Annotated in this window: 14 protein-coding genes; 10 read left to right on the top strand and 4 right to left on the bottom strand. The window is 64.5% G+C overall.

Annotation, left to right across the window (positions count from 1 at the left end):
• The first annotated feature begins 83 nt into the window (after positions 1-83).
• The 7 genes from ACIQTZ_RS13625 to ACIQTZ_RS13595 all read left to right on the top strand — a co-directional run bounded on the left by ACIQTZ_RS13625 (position 84) and on the right by ACIQTZ_RS13595 (position 8038).
• Positions 84-509, top strand: a complete 426-nt coding sequence (locus tag ACIQTZ_RS13625) for a hypothetical protein (RefSeq protein WP_402981586.1) — start codon at positions 84-86, stop codon at positions 507-509.
• 202 nt (positions 510-711) lie between these two features.
• Complete coding sequence (locus ACIQTZ_RS13620) at positions 712-1554, top strand: sulfurtransferase (RefSeq protein ID WP_402981583.1); 843 nt, start codon at positions 712-714, stop codon at positions 1552-1554.
• A gap of 202 nt (positions 1555-1756) precedes the next feature.
• On the top strand, positions 1757-3319 hold the full coding sequence (locus ACIQTZ_RS13615) for a pyridoxal phosphate-dependent decarboxylase family protein (RefSeq protein ID WP_402981580.1): 1563 nt from the start codon (positions 1757-1759) through the stop codon (positions 3317-3319).
• Positions 3316-4659 (top strand): lysine N(6)-hydroxylase/L-ornithine N(5)-oxygenase family protein, encoded by a 1344-nt coding sequence (locus ACIQTZ_RS13610; protein WP_402981577.1) that lies wholly within the window; start codon positions 3316-3318, stop codon positions 4657-4659. The genes ACIQTZ_RS13615 and ACIQTZ_RS13610 overlap by 4 nt, the downstream gene beginning before the upstream one ends.
• A complete protein-coding gene (locus ACIQTZ_RS13605; RefSeq protein WP_402981574.1) occupies positions 4656-5246 on the top strand; it encodes a GNAT family N-acetyltransferase in 591 nt (196 codons plus the stop codon). Before ACIQTZ_RS13610 ends, ACIQTZ_RS13605 begins: the two co-directional genes overlap by 4 nt.
• Entirely contained in the window at positions 5243-7084 is a 1842-nt protein-coding gene (locus ACIQTZ_RS13600; RefSeq protein WP_402981571.1) for an IucA/IucC family protein, read from the top strand. The genes ACIQTZ_RS13605 and ACIQTZ_RS13600 overlap by 4 nt, the downstream gene beginning before the upstream one ends.
• 174 nt (positions 7085-7258) lie before the next feature.
• Positions 7259-8038 carry an SDR family NAD(P)-dependent oxidoreductase gene (locus tag ACIQTZ_RS13595; protein ID WP_402981568.1) on the top strand — a complete coding sequence of 260 codons (780 nt, stop codon included), beginning with the start codon at positions 7259-7261 and terminating at the stop codon, positions 8036-8038.
• Here ACIQTZ_RS13595 and ACIQTZ_RS13590 read toward each other — a convergent pair.
• From ACIQTZ_RS13590 to ACIQTZ_RS13580, 3 genes are all read right to left on the bottom strand, one after another.
• Positions 8028-9005: a class C sortase gene (locus ACIQTZ_RS13590; protein ID WP_402981565.1), complete on the bottom strand. Its 978-nt coding sequence runs from the start codon at positions 9003-9005 to the stop codon at positions 8028-8030. The genes ACIQTZ_RS13595 and ACIQTZ_RS13590 overlap by 11 nt on opposite strands.
• Before the next feature lie 9 nt (positions 9006-9014).
• Complete coding sequence (locus tag ACIQTZ_RS13585; protein ID WP_402981562.1) at positions 9015-10514, bottom strand: SpaH/EbpB family LPXTG-anchored major pilin; 1500 nt, start codon at positions 10512-10514, stop codon at positions 9015-9017.
• 98 nt (positions 10515-10612) lie between these two features.
• Positions 10613-14947 (bottom strand): LPXTG cell wall anchor domain-containing protein, encoded by a 4335-nt coding sequence (locus ACIQTZ_RS13580; protein ID WP_402981559.1) that lies wholly within the window; start codon positions 14945-14947, stop codon positions 10613-10615.
• Positions 14948-15707: 760 nt separating this feature from the next.
• Between ACIQTZ_RS13580 and ACIQTZ_RS13575 the strand changes: the two genes are divergently transcribed.
• A complete protein-coding gene (locus ACIQTZ_RS13575; protein WP_402981556.1) occupies positions 15708-16388 on the top strand; it encodes a ScbR family autoregulator-binding transcription factor in 681 nt (226 codons plus the stop codon).
• 47 nt (positions 16389-16435) lie between these two features.
• On the opposite strand, the gene ACIQTZ_RS13570 is transcribed toward ACIQTZ_RS13575, so the two are convergent.
• Positions 16436-17497 carry an FUSC family protein gene (locus tag ACIQTZ_RS13570; RefSeq protein ID WP_402981553.1) on the bottom strand — a complete coding sequence of 354 codons (1062 nt, stop codon included), beginning with the start codon at positions 17495-17497 and terminating at the stop codon, positions 16436-16438.
• A gap of 121 nt (positions 17498-17618) precedes the next feature.
• Here ACIQTZ_RS13570 and ACIQTZ_RS13565 point away from each other — a divergent pair, with 121 nt between their 5' ends.
• Both ACIQTZ_RS13565 and ACIQTZ_RS13560 read left to right on the top strand, forming a co-directional pair.
• Entirely contained in the window at positions 17619-18089 is a 471-nt protein-coding gene (locus ACIQTZ_RS13565; protein WP_402981550.1) for an SRPBCC family protein, read from the top strand.
• Positions 18086-18601, top strand: a complete 516-nt coding sequence (locus ACIQTZ_RS13560) for a GNAT family N-acetyltransferase (RefSeq protein WP_402981547.1) — start codon at positions 18086-18088, stop codon at positions 18599-18601. Before ACIQTZ_RS13565 ends, ACIQTZ_RS13560 begins: the two co-directional genes overlap by 4 nt.
• Positions 18602-18698 lie beyond the last annotated feature (97 nt).

The following is an 18698-nucleotide window of genomic DNA, read 5'->3' as shown; positions in this document are numbered from 1 at the left end:
GGCAACCGGTCTCCCCATTTCGGTTGCCGCGCACTTTCCATGGCTTCCACGAATCAGCAAAAAAGGAATCAGGTAGTTACTCCATGAAGAAGTCAGTCGTGTGCATGGTGGGCGTGCTGGTCTCAGCAGCCGCGCTCGCTGGTTGTTCCTCGCCCAGCAACCAACCCGGCCAACCGCCGTCGTCCACTACAACCCAGGCACCCACCACCGGTGAGGCTAAACCCGCGAACCCCGGCACCGGCATTATTGAAGCCACCACCATGGCCTCCTGCGATACCGCCGCCGGCAAGGTAGCGGCCAAGGGGACCGTGACTCCACCCGACGGCACCAAGGGGACCGTGAAGATCTCCGTGAGCTGGGTGGATCCCAAATCGTCGGCAGTCCTTGCCAAGGGCGAACAGACCTTCAAGGACGCGCAGGCAGGCAAAGCCCTTGATTGGGCCATCAACGCCGAGGTCCCCCAAAAGGGGTCCGAGGTCAAGTGCGTCCTGGGGGCAGCTGTCCTTTAGCCCGCAGCCCGACTCAAGCAGCAGGGTCGAGGCGCACTAACTGAAGCGGTCGATCGGGTTCATCATGACCTGGTCGACCGCTTCTTTTGCCATTGGGCTGCGTGCCAAAAGAGGAGTCCAACAGTGGGCACGTGAAAGGCCAGCCTTCTCAAATAATGAGATATCAATCTCTTAATGTGAGACGACTCGATACTCTCTCTGAATGACGAACCCTTCTGTGATCCCACCCTTTGTCTCCCTCGATTGGTGCGAAGACCATCGGCCGGATCTCGTCCTTGCAGATGCCCGCTGGTACCTCGATGGCAGTTCCGGGCGCCGGGCCTACGATCAAGGCCACCTGCCGGGTGCCGTCTTCGTGGACCTTGACGCCTGGCTTTCCGGTGATTCAGGCGACGCGGTCGGGCGGAATCCGCTCCCTGATCCGGAAGTCTTTTCGGCGGGCATGTCCTCCCTGGGGATTGGCGACTCAGACGTTGTGGTGGCCTATGACGATGCCGGTGGGGTCATTGCCGCACGGTTGGTCTGGATGCTTCGGGCTACCGGTCGCCAGGCAGCAATTCTCGACGGCGGGATGGCCTCCTATCGCGGACCGCTGGAGTCGGCGCCTGCAGCAAGGGAGGTCGCGGACTTCAGCGTCCGCCCGTGGCCGAACGAGCGTTTGGCCACCATCGAGGACGTGCTGCGTGGCGACTCTTCGGTGGCTGATGCCCGGAACCGGGATCGATTCGAGGGGCTGCAGGACCCGGTCGATCCCCGCCCGGGACACATCCCGGGGGCCGGCAACCTTCCCTGCCGGGAGAACCTTGATGCCACCGGAAGGCTATTGGCGGACGGCGAGCTTCGCCGTAACGTCCGGGCGGCGGGAATCCACACCGCCGATCGGTTCATCAGTTACTGCGGCTCCGGGGTGACGGCGTGCCACAACCTCCTCATGCTGGAGCATCTAGGGCTGGGTGAGGGGCGCCTGTTCGTGGGCGGGTGGTCCCAGTACAGCCGGTCCCCGGAGCTGCCTGTCGAACTCGGGCCGGCCGGAAGGGTGGCCTGAAGCAGCCATTCATTGGCCGAAAGGCGTGACATTTTGCACCCAAATGCCTTCCGGGGAAAGTCAATGACGCGTTACCGCCCGGTACATCACCGAGAAACCGCCTTCCGAGCGAATTAGGTCACAAAAGTTTGACGCAAAGGCCAACCTAAGTAAGGCTTGCCTTTGCTAACTAGCGATCCCAACGCAACGGAAGGAAGCTGTCGTGACGTCACCCAGTGTCGAAGAGCAGATAGCTCAGGAGCAGGATTTCGGCTCCAAAGTGGAGCTGGCACTTGCTGCCACCAACCAACTGTTCAACGCACGAAATTCGCCCAGCTACGTGGCGCAGGTCCTCCAGGGAGTCAATGCCGTCTCCACCAAGGTGCAGCGCACCGCCCAGCCGTTCACCGGCGTCGCGAATGCGGAACTGAAGGCCAAAGTTGGTGCCGTCGACCTCGAGCGACCCCTTCCCGACACCGCCGCCGCCTTGGAGGAGTTGGAGGAGCTCTACCTCAAGGACGCCATCTACTTCCACGACGCACGCTATGCCGCACATTTGAACTGCCCGGTGGTCATCCCGGCGCTGGTGGGCGAGGCCGTGCTCTCGGCCGTGAACTCCTCCATGGACACGTGGGACCAGAGCGCGGGTGCCACCATGATCGAGCGCCGCCTCATCGATTGGACCGCCGAGCGAATCGGCTTCACCGCAGAAGCGGATGGCGTCTTCACCTCCGGCGGCAGCCAGTCCAACTTCCAGGCGCTGCTGATTGCCCGTAACCACGCCGTCGCCAAGCTGCGTACGGACGCCCCGGAGGCCCGCCTGCCGCACCTGCTGGACCGCCTCCGGATCTTCACGTCCGCGGACAGCCACTTCAGCATCCAGAAGTCGGCCTCCATGCTCGGCCTCGGCTTCGATGCCGTCATCGCCATTCCCACTGCCGAAGACCACCGCATGGATCCCGCCGCCCTTGCGGCTGCTTTGGCGGAAGCCCACGACGCCGGGCTGGTACCCATGGCGGTGGTGGCCACTGCCGGGACCACCGACTTCGGTTCGGTTGATCCGCTCTCCGAGCTTGCCGCACTGGTCCGCGCCTATGACTCCTGGCTGCACGTGGACGCCGCCTACGGTGGAGGGCTCATTGTTTCCGGCCGCTACCGTCACCTTCTGGACGGCATCCACTTGGCCGATTCCGTGACCGTCGACTTCCACAAGACGTTCTTCCAGCCAGTCAGCTCCAGTGCTGTGTTGGTCCGCCATGGATCCATGCTCGGCCATGTCACCTACTACGCCGACTACCTGAACCCGGAGAGCGCCGCCAAGGCCGAGATCCCCAACCAGGTGGACAAGAGCATCCAGACCACGCGCCGTTTCGATGCCCTGAAGCTCTGGCTGACCCTGCGCATCATGGGCGCCGACGCCATTGGTGCCCTGTTCGACGAAGCCATCGACCTGACGGGCCGCGTAGGTGCGTTGCTTGCCGATGACGCTGAGTTCGAACTCGCCGCAGCGCCGCAGTTGAGCACGCTTGTGTTCCGTTACCGGCCTCTCATCGGCGGCGAAAAGCTCGACGAGAACGCCGCCGACGCCCTCAATCCCGCCATCCGTGCCGCGATCTTCGCATCCGGCGAAGCCGTTGTGGCAGGCACGAAGGTGGCCGGACGCCACTACCTCAAATTCACCCTCCTCAACGCCGAGGCCTCCCTGAGGGACATTCAGGAAATCATCGAACTCATCCGCCGCACGGGCGCCAGCCTGCTCGCAAACACCACGGAGGCCGCCGCGTGAGCACCCCGGACAACAGCAAGATTTACGACGTCGCGGGCATCGGCGTCGGGCCCTTCAACCTTGGCCTCGCGGCACTCAGCGAGCCGGTGGAAAACCTGGACTGCGTGTTCCTGGAGCGCCGCGATTCCTTCGACTGGCACCCCGGCATGATGCTGGAGCCGGCCCACCTGCAGGTTCCGTTCATGGCTGACCTCGTGACCCTGGCAGACCCGACGTCGCCGTACTCGTTCCTGAACTTCCTGAAGCAGACGGGACGCTTGTACCGCTTCTATATCCGCGAGAACTTCTACCCCTTGCGTGCCGAATACAACCAGTACTGCCAGTGGGTGGCCGGGCAGTTGGATTCGGTCCGATTTAGCACGGATGTGCTGGATGTGACGTACGACGACGGCGTGTACCGCCTTTCGGTGCAGGGCCCTGGCGGCGCTGAGGTGCTTCGCGCGCGGCGCCTGGTCCTGGGCACGGGAACGTCGCCTTACATCCCGGTGTCCTGTGCAGGGATAGTGGATGGCGGGGGACTGGTCCTCCACAACGCCGAGTACCTGTCGAGGAAGAGTGAGCTGCAGTCCAAGCGCAGCATCACGATCGTGGGCAGCGGGCAGAGTGCCGCAGAGCTGTACTACGAGCTCCTCCAGGAAATCGACGTGTATGGCTACCAGCTCAACTGGGTGACCCGCTCCGGCCGCTTCTTCCCGCTGGAGTACACCAAGCTCACCCTTGAGATGACCTCACCCGAGTACGTGGATTACTTCCACTCGCTGCCTTCGGACCAGCGGGACAACCTGATCAAGAACCAGAAGAACCTGTACAAGGGCATCAACTCGGACCTGATCGACGACATCTACGATCTCCTCTACACCAAGAGCCTGTCCGGAATCGTGGACACCCAGCTGCACACGCACTCCTCGCTGACGGCTGCCGAATGGAATGCTGCGACGGGCACCCACACCCTGCAGTTGCGCCACGAAGAGCACGGCCGCGACTACACCCTCGAGTCGGAGGCAATAGTGCTCGCCACCGGCTACTCCTATAAGGAACCCGCCTTCCTGGCCGGTATCAAGGACCGTATCCGTCGCGACGCGAAGGGACGGTTCGACGTCGAGCGCAACTACGGTACCGGCGTCGAACCCGGCGAAATCTTCGTCCAGAACGCGGAACTGCACACGCACGGCTTTGTCACCCCGGACCTGGGCATGGCCGCCTACCGCAACTCCTGCATCCTGCGCGAAATCACGGGGCGCGAGATCTACCCGGTCGAACGCAGCATCGCATTCCAGCAGTTCGGCGCGCCGGCTCCGGTCGTCGTGGACGCCCCTGAGTCTGTAGGAGCAGCAGTATGAGCTTCACGTTCCGCCCTGTGGATCCCGTAGCCGACGCAGCAGTCCTCCACAGCTGGGTGAGCCAGGAATACGCCCGGTTCTGGGGCATGGTTGGATGCGCCGAACAGGACGTTGTGGAGGAGTACTCAAAGATCGCCGCCACGGGTCACCACCAGGCCTTCCTGGGGCTCGACGACGGTGTCCCCGCCTTCCTGATGGAACGCTACCGCCCGGAATCGTCCCCGCTGGCGGACGTGTACGACGTCCAGCCGGGCGACCTCGGGATGCATTTGCTGGTCTCCCCGCCGAGCGGCGACCCGCAACCGGGCTTCACCACCGCCGTCATGCAGGCCGTGATGCAGGAACTGTTCGAGGACCCCGAAACCCGGCGGGTCGTCGTCGAGCCTGATGCCCGCAACCACAAGATCCATGCGCTCAACCAGAAGGTGGGCTTCCGCCCGCACGGCGTGGTGACCCTTCCCGCCGTCGACCCTTCCGAAGACCACAAGCAGGGGCTGCTGAGTTTCTGCACGCGCGAGGATTTCCTTGCCACCCTGACCCCGATTCTGGCCGCGCCTGCCGCGGCGACCAGAGGAGAAGACCAGTGACCAGCACCGTCGAAACCGGCATCGCGCAGTCGGCCGCACCCGTTTCCCACCTCAACCCGGAGAGCTGGGCCGTTGCCAACCGGCACCTGATCCGGAAGGCGATCGCGGAGTTCTCGCATGAACGGATCCTGGTTCCGGACCTGATCCGCGACGAGGGTGCAGGCGTTGGCCTGTACCGCGTGACGAGCGACGACGACACGGTTGAGTACCGCTTCCGTGCAACCGTCCTGGAGCTGGATCATTGGGCGGTCCGGCCGGAATCCATTGCCCGCTTCCGCGACGGCGAGGAGCTGCCGCTGGATGCCCTGGACTTCATTGCCGAGTTCCATGAAGCACTGGGCATCAAGATGGAAATGCTCCCTGTCTACCTCGAAGAAATCAGCAGCACCCTGGCCAGCCACGCCTACAAGCAGGGCAAGCCGTTCGGCTCCGCCGAGCTGGCCGCGGGTGTCACGGGTGGGTTCGACGTGGCTGCGGATTTCCAGGCGATCGAGCACAGCATGACCGAGGGACACCCGTGCTTCGTGGCCAACAACGGCCGCCTTGGCTTCGGGATTTCCGACTACCATGCTTTCGCGCCGGAAACCGGAGCCGTTGTGCGGCTGCAGTGGATCGCCGTGCACCGCAGCAAAGCCGTGTTCACCTCCAGCGCCGGCCTCGATTACCGGACGCACTTCGAAGCGGAACTAGGGCCCGCAACGCTCGCATGGTTCAGCACGGAATTGTCCGCGTCCGGACTCGACCCCGATGACTACCTGCTCATGCCGGTCCATCCGTGGCAATGGGACAACAAGCTCACCGTGACGTTCGCGGCAGAAATCGCCCAGCGCCACATTGTGCACCTCGGCTCGGGGGAGGACGACTACCAGGCCCAGCAGTCCATCCGCACGTTCTTCAACACCACGTCACCGGAGAAGGCGTACGTCAAGACGGCCATGTCCGTGCTGAACATGGGCTTCATGCGCGGGCTGTCACCGCAGTACATGAAGGCAACGCCGGCCATCAACGACTGGTTGCAGGACGTGATCTCGAAGGACCAGGAGCTCCAGAACCGGGGCCTGGCCATGATCAAGGAATCTGCCGCCATCGGGTACCACAACCACTACTACGAGGCGGCTTCGGCCAAGGGTTCGCCCTACCGCAAGATGCTCTCTGCCCTGTGGAGGGAAAGTCCGCTGCCCTTGCTCAAGGAAGGCCAGCAACTGGCCACCATGGCTTCCTTGCTGCACGTGGATGCATCTGGCGTTTCCATGGTTTCTTCCCTCATTGCCCGGTCCGGGCTGGCTCCCACCGAGTGGCTGCGCCGTTACTTCGAGGCCTACCTCGTGCCGCTGGTGCATTGCCTCTTCGAGTACGAGCTTGCCTTCATGCCGCACGGCGAGAACGTCATCCTGATCCTGGAAAACGGCGTGCCGGTGCGGGCCATCATGAAGGACCTGGCCGAGGAAATCGTGGTGATGGGTGACCGGCTTGAACTCCCGGAAGAGGTTTCCCGCATCAAGGCCGAGATTCCTGCCGAAGAGATGGTCCTGGCGATCTTCACCGATGTCTTCGACTGCATCTTCCGCTTCCTCGGTGCGATCCTCGTGGAAGACGGGACGCTCCGCGAGGACGAGTTCTGGGGAACCGCGGCCTCGGTGCTGCGCGAATACCAGGCACGTCATCCGGAGTTGGCAGACCAGTTCGCCATGCACGACCTCTTCGCCCCGGACTTCGAATTGTCCTGCCTCAACCGGCTGCAGCTTCGGAACAACCAGCAGATGCTGGACATCTCCGATCCCTCGGGCGGACTTCAAATGGCCGGACGGCTGGCCAACCCCCTGGCGAAGTTCGCCTAACAAGCCCCGCCGAGGTGGCAGATGATGACAATCGTGGTCGCAGACATTGTCATCATTTGCCACCTCGGCGCGTTATGAGCGCCACGATCTCCGTCCCGTAGGCCTGCGATGACGTCATGGAACCGCGGAACCAGCACAGCACCAGGCGCCGTTGTTGGCGGCTAGTCTAGGCGCATGACCACTCGAGCCAACGAACGTACCGCCCTCGTGACTGGAGCAACAGCCGGACTTGGCGCCGAGTTTGCGCGCCAACTCGCCGAATCCGGCCATCATCTGGTCCTGGTGGCCCGTGACGGTGAGCGCCTCACCGCCAAGGCGGAGGAACTCGAACGCGACTTCAGCATCTCGGCGGAGACGCTCTCCGCGGACCTGACTACCGCCGTCGGGATTTCCGCGGTGGCGGACCGGCTTCGGGATGCCACAAGGCCGGTGGATGTGCTGGTCAACAACGCGGGCATCGGCCTGCTGAAGTCTTTCGAGGACAACGACGTGGACGAGGAGAGGCGGCACCTGCATCTCCATGTCCAGACGCCCATGGAACTGTGCCACGCTGCCCTTGAGGTGATGCTGGTGCGGGGCAGCGGCCGGATCATCAACGTGGCAAGCGTGGCGGCGTTTGCCAACCGCGGCACCTACTCGGCCGCGAAGGCCTGGCAGGTCACGTTCAGCCGGTGGGCAAACCTCGCCTACGCCAAGTCCGGCGTCCAGGTGACGGCCGTTTGCCCGGGCTTTACCCACACCGAATTCCACGAGCGCATGGGCATGGACAAATCCGTGGCTCCGCGTTTCCTCTGGCTTACTGCCGAACGCGTGGTGCGGGAGGGGCTGGAGGACAACGCCCAAGGCAAGGCCATCTCCATCCCCACCCGCCGCTACAAAGTGGTCAGTTTCTTTGCCCGGATTCTTCCCGCGAAGCTCACGTCCGGACCGCCGCGCAGGCCGCTCAAGCCATAGGAGCGGACTCTGCCGGCGTGCTCTGCAAACGTGTTGACCGAGAGGGTCGTCCGGACACCCAGACGTAGGCGCCGGCTGCGACAATGACGCCGCCTCCGATGACCATCCACCAAGGGTAGCCGGGGACGTCCGGAGAGGTGCCTGCTGAGTCCACTTCCGCCTGGGGTGTGGGAATGACCCGTTCGCCGGTGACCAGGATGCGGTGGCTGTTGATGCCCAGGGGCGTGCACGTGACAAGGGTCAGGAGGTCCTTGCCAGGCTGGATGAGGAGGCTCTCTGTTTCTTCCGGCTCCACGATGCGGGTGTCGATCACGCGGTAGGTAAGGACCTCGCCGAACACCTCGATGGTGAAGGTGTCATCGGCTTTGACCTTGTCCAGGTCATTGAACAGTTCCGAGGTTGCAAGGCCCCTGTGACCCGTGAGCACGGAGTGGGTGGAGGGACCTCCAACGGGCAGGGCGGTGCCTTGGAGATGGCCGACCCCATGCTCCAGGACGGCGTCCGACGTGCCGTGGTAGATGGGCAGGTCCACTTTGATCGAAGGAATCCGGATACGTGCCATCAATCCCTCGGAATCGCCGCGGAGCATGTCCATATACGGGCGCCCCGTTTCCGCGTGGGGTTCCTTGGCGAGCGGCAGCCGTTCGTTTGCTGCCACGTCCGCACCGCCGCCGCTGAGGCTTTGGTTGTATTCGCGTGCTTCGTTGAGCCTGGAATGCAGTGTTTCGGCGCCGAGGTCCTTGATTCCCTGGGTGAGTTTGTCGATCTCGTGCGATTGGTCCACTGCGCTGAACCACGCGGCCGCGGCCGGGTAGAGAAGGAGCGCACTTCCGGACATCATCGCCAGTGCCACCAGCAGCGCCACCCCTGGAAGGCGCCACCGGCGCGGCTGGTCCTGGATACCTCGCGAGGCGGTGGAGACCGGCGAAGGCGGGGTGCCCTTTCGACGCCCCGCCTTCGCTTTCACAGTTCTCCGTTACGCGCGTGCGGGTGCCAGGGAGGCACGACGACGCGCGGTGATGATGGCGGTACCAAGGCCAATGGCGATGAGCCCGATGCCACCCACGGTGAACCACAGAGCGCCGTCACCACCGGTCAGCGGGAGCGCAAAGGCAGGAACCTGGTCGTGTTCGAATTCCACGTAGTTCTGCACAGGCGCGGTGGTGGACGAAGGTCCGGCTACCACCTGGGTTTGCACCTGGCTCGGCGTGGGCAACTGGAAACCGGCCGGGGGAGTGATCTCGCGGACGTAGTAGTTCCCCGGTGTGATGATGGGGATCGCCACGAGGCCGTTCGCCCCCGTGGTCCAGTTCTGGATGCCGTTGATGAAGACCGGGTTCTGGCCCAGGTTGGCGTCGTTCTGGTTGAGGAACACCTGGTACACGGCGCCTGCGAGCGGAGTCCGCACGCCGTTCTCGTTCTGGTAGGCGAAAACGGTGAGCTGGCCGATCGGCGTGCTGCCCGTGACGGTCTCGATTGCGTTGTTCACTACGCTCCGTGCCGTGTTGGTGATGATGCCGTTGGCCGGAATGGTGACGGCGCGGCTGAGCACGTTCAGTGTCACTTTCCCGCCGGGCAGTGCGGCCAGGCGTGCCAGGCCAGCGGGTGTGAAGGTGACGGTGAGGTTACGTGTGGCTTCGTCGTAGGCGAGGCTGTAGTCGGTGCCGGCCAGGAAGTTTTGCGTAACATCGGCGGAGTTGGCTACCCGCACACTGGTTGGGGCAACGCCCGTGGGGCCGGTGGCAAGATAGTTGAGCTCGGCGGGCAGGATATCGGTGAGCGTGAAGGTGTTCAGGGTGTCACCACCGGCCAACGTCGGCACGTCCGAGTTGATGGCCCAGCGGATCAGGTCCGGGTTGCGGGCCTCCACCGAGTTGGCGGGAGCGGGGACACGGGTCTTGGTCAGGGCCGTGACAGCGTTCTTCGGGTACGCGTGGACGTCATAGATCCACTGGTTGCTCGGTGCCCCGTTCGGTCCCGTGGGGAACGGCAGCGTGACGAGGAACGGCGCCGAAGGGTTGGTCGCCTGGGCGGGCAGCACAGTCTCGGTCACAAGGTAGAGGCCGATCGGCAAGGTGTCGCCGTTGTTGAACACCGCCACGCCGTTGGTTCCGGTGGTGGCTGTATACGTGTCGTTGGCGTTGACCCGCGAGGCTGCCGTGGCAGGGGTCAGCGCGGAGACCTGCGTCCAGCCTTCCGGCGTCGTAAGGTCGACACCCTGGACCAGGGCGGCGGTGAAGGTGGCGCCCGAGAGCGGCGTGCCGGGGACGGTGACTTCCTGGCCGGTGCCGATTTGCTGACCGTTGTTGGGTCCGAGCGCGAACTTGTGGACGGTCAGGGTTCGGGCAATCGTCGGGTCGATGTTGCCCGGCTGGGTCACGGCTGTTGCCGGTGCGATGGCGGCAAGGGTCGCCGAGACGCCCAGCGCCAAAGCGCCGACGACGGCGGATAGCCGCCTGAGGATGGTGTTGGACATGTGCTTTCTCCTACGAGTGAGGTGCGAGTGGCGGGCTGGACTGGATGAATCTGGATGAAGGCTGGACGGATGTCTGGCACGGTGTTCTGGGGTTGGTTTCACCGATGGGCGCCTCGCATCCGTCGACTTCTGTGCCACACCAGGAGGGCCAGTGACAGGACCAGCATCAATCCCCCTCCGATGTAGTAGGAGTCAGCGCTCGTACCGCCGGTGAGCGGCAAGGTGGTGGGCTGAACGGGGGCGTTGACGAAGCGGTAGACCGCCGTCTGCCCGGCTGCCGGAGCGGTGATGGTTCGTGACGACACCGTGGTCCAGGTTGAACCGACCAATCGCTCGAGGCGGAGTTCCTGGTAAGCAATCCGTCGGGTGGGATCAGTGGCCGCTTCGGAGAGTGTGTAGCTGTGGCCCGGCCTGACATCGAAGGTGTTGGCTGGGTTGCCCGAGGCGACATATTCGGCGCCCGTGCGCGTTTCCGTTGGCAGGACCCCGCCTGCCAGCACAGCCGGAGTGGCGGTAACTTTCCAGTCCGGCGCCTGGAAGCCGGTCCGCGGGCTGACTACCTGCTTGAGCAAGGTGATGGACGCCGTGGCGTTCTGCACGGTGCACGTGATGCTGGCTCCGTTGCTCGGCGTCACATCCCCTGCCGCCGTGACCGCGACGGTGGCACCGGTTCCGGTAACGCACTGCCAGGTGCCGGTTTGGACATAGGTCAATGGACCGTTTGCTTCCGCGAGGCGGTACGCGGCGCCCGGGGTTACGGGGATGCCGGTGGCGGCGGCGGTGCCGGAGCGTCCGGCGGGTCCGGCAAGTGCCCCCGCGGGCCCGGTGGCGCTCAGGGTCCAGTCCGTGGGGAGCGCGGAACCGTAGGTGACTTGCTTGACCAAGGTGAGTGACGCCGTCGGGCGGTTCACCATGGTGCACTCGACGCTGGATGACGGCGCAATCGCCGTGAGGCTTGCGCTGATGGTGGTTCCGGACTGGCTGAACGTCACCGCGCGGGCAGTGCCGTTGACCGTGCAGGATCCGCTGACGAAGGCAAAGCCTTCCTGCTGGATTTCGGAGACCACCACTGTTGCCCGGGACGCTGCCGAGCCGAACAGTACGGTCCAGCTGGCTTGGCCGGCGGCATCGGTCGCCTGCCGCGGTGACAGGCTCGGCAGGGCGGTTGCGGTTCCGGTGGTGGCCGTCGCAGCGGTGCCCACGCTCCAACCGACGCCGGGACGGGTCAGGCCGGAGAACTCCTGGATGGTCTTGGTGATCCGTACGCTCGAAACCGGTGATGGCGAGTTGAAATACGTGCACGTCACATTCACGCTGAGCCGGTTCGGCATGGTGACGGTTCCAGTCGCGGTGCTTCCTGTGCTGAGCCGCACGCCGTCAGCCCAGCATTCATACACCGTGGTGTACACGCTGATGGCCGAGGTGGAGCCGGCTGCCATGGCCTCCGAGACTGTCACCGCGGTGCCGATCGGGACAGGGTAGGGCCCGATCTGTGCCGCTTGCCGTCCGGTGGCCGCGCCGGTGGTTGTTGCCGTGGCGAACGCCGTCAGCGGAGAACCGGCCGAGGCCGTCAGCGTGAACTGGTCGGCCGCGGCCTGGCGGCCCACCACGTTCTTCTGGACGGTAATGGTCGACGGCGACGAGCACCCCGCGAGGTCAACCGAGTTCACTGCCACGCGGGGCGTTCCGCTCACGCGGGCCCACGTAGTGGCGTCGAATTCGTAGGCACTGCCCGCATTGGAGAGGTAGACGGTACCCCGGGGTGAGAAGGCGATGCCGTTGATGTTGGCGAAGGCCGCGTCCGTGCCGGTGGTGGCTTTGGTGGTGGACGTGTTCACGGCCAGTGTCCCACCGGCTGCCGCGGCCAGGGTTTCGGCGGTAACCGTGTAGATCGTAGCGCTGTTGGTGGAGTTGATGGTTGCCGCCCCGACGACGTACAGGTTGCCTTGGGCGTCGAACGCCATGTCGCCGTTGCCGTTGGGCGCCGACCCGGTGGGGAACGCGCCGAGGTAGGCGAAGCGGGTGGCGGTGGGGTTCGACTCGGTGAAGCTCCAGATGTAGAACTGGGAGTTGGCGAAGATCCCGAACAGGTACCGGCCGCTGGCCATGTCCACAGCTCCGGCGACGATGCTTCCAGTGACAGCGGTGCCGCCCGCCGTCGTGGTGTAGGCAGTATTGGCCAGCTTTTCGAAACCGGCACTCGGTGTCCACTTGAGAATCGACGCGACATCCGAGGCATCCGCGGACCGATCAATGGCGTAGACGAGGTTTCCGTTCGAACCGATACCCAAAGCGTTGGCCGCCGTCACGCTGGACCACGAACCGACCGAGGCGAGGCTCCCCGAGACAATGTCGCCCTGCTCCAGCGCACCGGCAGCGGTGACGGAGTAGAAGTGGTTGGCGTCGCAGAAGAGGCGTGTGGCCTGGACCGTGTTGGTGAAGGTACACAGGACGTCGATTCCCGTCTCGTTGGGAATGGTAATGGTGCCCGACGCGCCGGCACCGGACGCGATCACGGTGCCTGAGCGGGTGCACTCATAGCCGTTGGAATAACCCAGGCCCGCGCCGGATGTGGGTGTTTCGTGAATGGTGTACGTGGACCCGGGCTGGACTACCGAGCGGGTGATTTGGGCCGGCTGGATCCCGGTTGCCGTTCCGGTGGTGGTGGTCGAGGCCAGCACGGTGGTTCCGCTTCGCAGCGACAACGTGAACTGGTCGGTGGAGGCCGTGCGGGCGGGGAGGTTCTTGCGCACCGTGATGGTGGTTGCCGGTGCCACCGTGAGGCTGGCCGGCGTGGTGGTGATCAGTCCCGTGGGGGTTACCGTTCCGCTGGTGTACGTTCCGGCAGTGGCTGCCACGACGTCCACCGTGATGGTGCAGGAGGTTGCGCCTGCGGCAAGGTCCCCACCGACGGCCGAGATGGTTCCCGATCCCGCTGCAGCGGTGACGGCAAACGCCGTGCCCGTGACGTTCGTGCAGGTGCCGGCCACCGCGGGAGTCGGTGCGACGACGAGTCCGGTGGGCAACGCCGTCGAGAACCCCCAATCGGATTTGGCGAGCAGGTCTGAGGTGTTGGTGACCGTGTACGTCAGGGTGGTAGGCACCGTCGCCGTTGCCCCCGCCGCGTCGAAGGAAGTATCGAGGGCGGGGCTGACATCGAGGATCCGCACGTTGTCAACGCCAAATCCGCTGCCGGTACCGGTCACGGTGTTCACGATCTGCACGCGCGCGGTGGATATCTGGGCGGGAGTGAGGAGTGCGGTGTTGGTGCCGCTGTAGCTTCCTGCACGCACGGAGGCGGACCATGCGGGGTCCACGATCCCGGAGATCGTGCCCAAGGTGGGAAGTGCCGTGGAGGTGTAGTAGACGTTTCCGGTGCTGGTGCACGGGACCACGGGGGAGGTAAATCCGCCCAGGAGCGTGGTCGCACCCGAGACCAGGTTCAGCGACAGTGAGGCGTTGTTGGTGCCGCACTGGGCTCCGACGGCATTCATGCCCAAGGCGTAGTACCGCGAATCCGTGGGGCTCACGCCCGTTCCTGCTGCCGACTGAAGGACCGTGGTTCCGCCGGCGACCGTGGCGTAGGGAAGGGCGACGAGTGCGTGGTTGACCTGCGTGCTGGAGGTGGAGCCATTGGTGGGAGCGGAGGCGGAGGTGGAACCGGTGACGCCTGCCGCTACCTGGCCCAGGACGTCGGCCATGCGCCGCGCGTCACGTGCGGCCAAGGAGGACTGCCCGACGGCCAGGTAGGGCTGGGTGGGGCAGAATGACGCATTCGGGTAGGGCGAGAGATAGTTCACCAGCACGCCCGTGCAGCTGGTTCCGTTCAACCAACCGCTTGATCCCGTGTATTTGCTGGCCGAGTAGCTTGACAGTCCACTGGCATTGTTGGTGAGTCCGGATTCGAAGGATTCGGTCCAGACCTGGCGGGGCGCGTCTGCGACTCCCGCCGCGAGGAGGCTGACGTCCTTGCCTGCGTTGGCTTCTTTGGCTGCGCCGGCCGCCGCTGGTGGACCGCGGCCGGTTTCAGCGACCGCGTCATCGCCGGCAGCGCCCGGTTCCCCGCTCGGCGTCGTCCCCCCGGGACGCGGCTCAGGCTCGACGGCGGCGCTTGGGCCGGGTGCGGACGGTTCCGGCTTGTCCGTGGGCGTCTTTTCAGCGGTGGACGGAGTGGCTGCTGGCTCCCCTGGTGCGGGGGCAGTGGTGGTGGCCGGCGTTGGCTCTTCAGTCCTGGGCGCTTCCGTGGTGGTGGCCGTTTCGGACGGCGACGCCGAATCCACCGGGGTTGGTCCCGCCGTGGCAAGTGAGACCGGAGCGGTTGCACCCCACCCGCCGAACATGACCACAACAGCGACGGCGGCTGCGACAGTGCGGGCACCTCGCCGTGACGTGGACCGGGCTTTGGGGCGCTTGCTTGGCTTTGCGTGTTTCAACGGGCCAGCGCTCCTCTCGGTTCGTCGTCGGTGGCTGGAAGACCACGACGGAAGGGACGCAGAAGCGTCACCATTTCCGAGAAGAAGCCCCCCAACTTCGGAATCAGCTGCCGTGAAGGCGAGCTGACACCGCCGACCCTAACAAGCCCGTTCGAGGTGGCACAACCCCCCACATTTGACTATTAGTGCAGGTCAGAGTCTGGTAGGGGCGTGAAAATCGATCCCGCAAGGAGAGCTTGGCGTACGGATTTCCCGCTCGTGCGAAGTGCCTGAAATCAGAGATTAGCTAGATAAACTAACTACATCGATCTATGCACTGCTTTGATACCCATGACTGCGGTAGTCCTGCCGCGTGATAGTTAGATAATCTTTATATATTTATAAGGTTGCTGACTTACAAGCGCCAGGCGCGGGTCGTGAATCGAGATCCTGATCCGGCGCTGAAGGCTCCGGCAGGCGCACTGCAGCCGTCTTAATTTTTGTCGTTATGAAATGTGACAGAGACGCTCCTCCCGGGTGCCGATGACCCCTTAACCGAGGTGCGTCGGGAATCTTCCGCATGACGTCCACCTTGCCTAAAAACCGGATGTATGGTTTGTTTTAGGGGTTGCCGGTCGGGGCATCGATTGCTCCCACAGGAGAAGATCTGCCGGTGGGAATCGCATTGGGGGGAGCCCCGACCGGCCACGTAAGATCCTCAGTGGGCCCGTTTCTTCGGAGCTGTTGCACCACGCCAATTCCGAGAGTCGAGGTTCCACCGTTGGTCCTTCAAGACCGAGCCAAGGCGACGCGGGAGGCAATCGTTGCCGGCGCCGCACTCGTTTTTGAGGAGCGTGGGTTTGGCTCCGCGACCATTGCGCTGGTGGCGGAAGCCGCACAGGTGACCAAGGGCGCCCTTTACTTCCACTACAAATCCAAGGACGAGCTGGCCGGCGCAGTCCTGGAAGCGCAGCATTCGATCGCCATGGCGGCCGGCGGACGCATTCTTGGTGAGAACAAACCGGCCTTGGAGACGATTATTCGGCTGTGTGGAGCCTTCGGGAACCTGCTGGTCACCGACCACATTGTCCGGGCAGGCATCCGGTTGACCCTTGAGGCTTCGGCGTTCGGCCAAGAGGTTCGAAAGCCCTACCAGGACTGGCTCGACACCATGAGCCACCTCACCGAGAACGGAATCCAGCAGGGGCACATCCGGGCATCGGTGGATCCTGCAGACTTTTCCCGCTACATCGTGGCTTCCTTCACGGGCGTCCAGATGGTTTCCAATGTCCTCAATGGTCGTGAGGACGTGATGCTCCGGATACAGCAGATGTGGGAAATCCTGTTGCCGGGAATCATCGACGGGAATTCCGGCCTCAGCCCGGCAGAACTCGGCGCCTTGGTGTCGCTCGAATCCACGTCGGGCAACGTAGCCGGCCGTCCCTTAGGAGAATCTGCCTGACTCCCTGACCCCACGACGTCAGCGAATCCGGGCCGCGGGATGCCACGCTATGCCCGGCGCTGCACCACCACAGCCACGGCAATCCCCACAACAGCCCCCACGAACGTTTCCACTGCACGCTCCAGCACCAGCACACCCGGGTCCATGGGCGACGCCAACTGGGCGATGAGCAGGACAACCGGGGTGAAAAACACCATGGCCCACCCGTAATGCCTGGCCATGAACAGCTCCGTAGGGAACTGGCACAACACCACAATGACGGCGAGGACCACGGCGGTATGGCCGGGGAAATACTGCAGCGGAGACAGCGGGCTGGGGAAAAGCACGACTGCCACGACGCCCAAACCGAGGAACGTCCCCACAATGCGGTGGATGCCCCGGTGGACGCGGCTGGGGAGATCCGCGCCTGCAAGGGGCACGGCGGCTGCGGCCATGGCCCAGTGCGGGTGGCCGCTCCCGCTCAGCACGCCAATCGCTCCGGCGCCGGCCACTGCCAGCACGTACCGGGAGGCATGAATCAGGGCGGCCTGCCTGAAGGAACCCCGGAACAGTGGGACATCGCGGACGGCGCCGCGCTCCCAGGTCCTGTGACGCAACCAGCCGGCAAAGCCAACCACAAGGGAGAAGGCGGCGGAGGCAGCACCGATGAGTACCGCCGTCGTGAACGGAACACTGGTGGGGACCGATGCGCAGGCGCCCAACGCCAGGATTCCGAAGAAGGGTCCGATGGGCCTCAGCCGCGATGAATCCGCGTACAGCGAACCCGCACCCGCGAACAAGGTTGCCACCAACACAAGCCACCAGGTGTGGATGTGGTTCACGGACAGGAAGACGCCGATCGTCAGCCCTCCAACCAGGATCACGGCGGCCTGGGCCTGGTGTTTCAGGCGGAGCTGGTGGGTCTCGTTACGGCCGTACATGCCGGTCAAGGCGCCGAACACCGCGTACAACATGAGGTCCGGCCGCCCCACGAGGATCAGAACCAAGGCCGGGGCGGCGACACTAAGGGCCACCCGGACGGCGGACAAGCGATCGTTGTTGGCCGGTCCCAGCCTGTGAAGTTCGCGTGCGTGCGTCATGAACGTGGGCACGGGAACACCACCAATCATCCGGGGCTTGTGGGCGAAAGTCTCAGGTTCGAAAATTATCAGGGTCGGGTCAGGGTCCGCCATAAGCCCGGTCACACGCCGTTAAAGCAACGCACTGTTTGGAGTCTGGAAAGATCGAGATATGCCCGTAGCCTTTGTGTGCCGAACCCGCTCCGCCATGCCGCCGCAGGAGCTTTTCGACTTGTCCAGGAACATCGACGCCCACGTCGGCTCCATGACCAAGAGCCGCGAAAAAGCGATCGCCGGCACCACCACGGGACTCATTGCCCAGGGCGAGTCCGTCACGTGGCAGGCGTGGCATTTGGGAGTCAGGTTCCGCATGACCAGCCGCATCGTGCACATGGAGGCCCCGTCGTCGTTCACTGACGAGCAGGTCAGTGGCCCTTTCGCGTACCTCCGCCACACCCATCAGTTCCGCCCCGACGGTACCGGCACACTGATGGTGGACACGGTGGAGTTCGCCGCACCCTTCGGGGCACTGGGCCGCTTGGTTGAGAAGCTGGTCCTGGCCCGCTACATGCAGAACCTGATCGAAAAGCGCAACGAATTCCTTGTCTCCCAGGCTCCTCCCGTTCCGGACCCGAACAGATGATCCGGCTGGCGCACTCTGACGATCTGGGGCAACTCCAGGACATCGAAACGGCGGCCGGTCAAGCCTTCCGGTCGCTCGGCATGGACCAGATCGCCGATGACGAGTCCTTCCCTGTGGACGTCTTGCAGCGCTATGTCACCGGCGGACGCGCGTGGGTGTACGTGGACGGGCTGGACTTTCCCGTGGCGTACATCCTGGTGGATGTCGTGGATGGCAACGCCCATGTGGAACAGGTCAGTGTCCACCCCGACCACGCGCGCCAGGGCCTTGGCCGCGAACTCCTGCACGCCGCCCGGATCTGGGCGCGGGGGCACGGCATGCAGCGGCAGACCCTGAGCACCTTCCGCGACGTGCCGTGGAACGCCCCGTACTACCGTCGCCTCGGTTTCGAACTGCTCGACGCCGGCACGTGGGGTCCCGAGCTCACCCGCCTGATGGAGCACGAGGCGGAGTTGGGCCTGACCCGGTGGCCGCGCGTGGCCATGTGGCGCCCGGTGGTGCCGCCCAAGTAGGTCGCAGTTGTGGGGGGGGGGGGGGGGGGGAAACCCCCCCCCACCCCCCCCCGGGGGGGGGAGGGGGGGGGGCCCCCGCCCCCCCCCCCGCCCGGGG

It is taken from the genome of Paenarthrobacter sp. NPDC090520, from assembly GCF_044769205.1.
GTDB lineage: Bacteria > Actinomycetota > Actinomycetes > Actinomycetales > Micrococcaceae > Arthrobacter.
The sequence above is the reverse complement of the archived record's forward strand: the minus strand, read 5'-3'. Positions and strand labels throughout refer to the sequence as shown.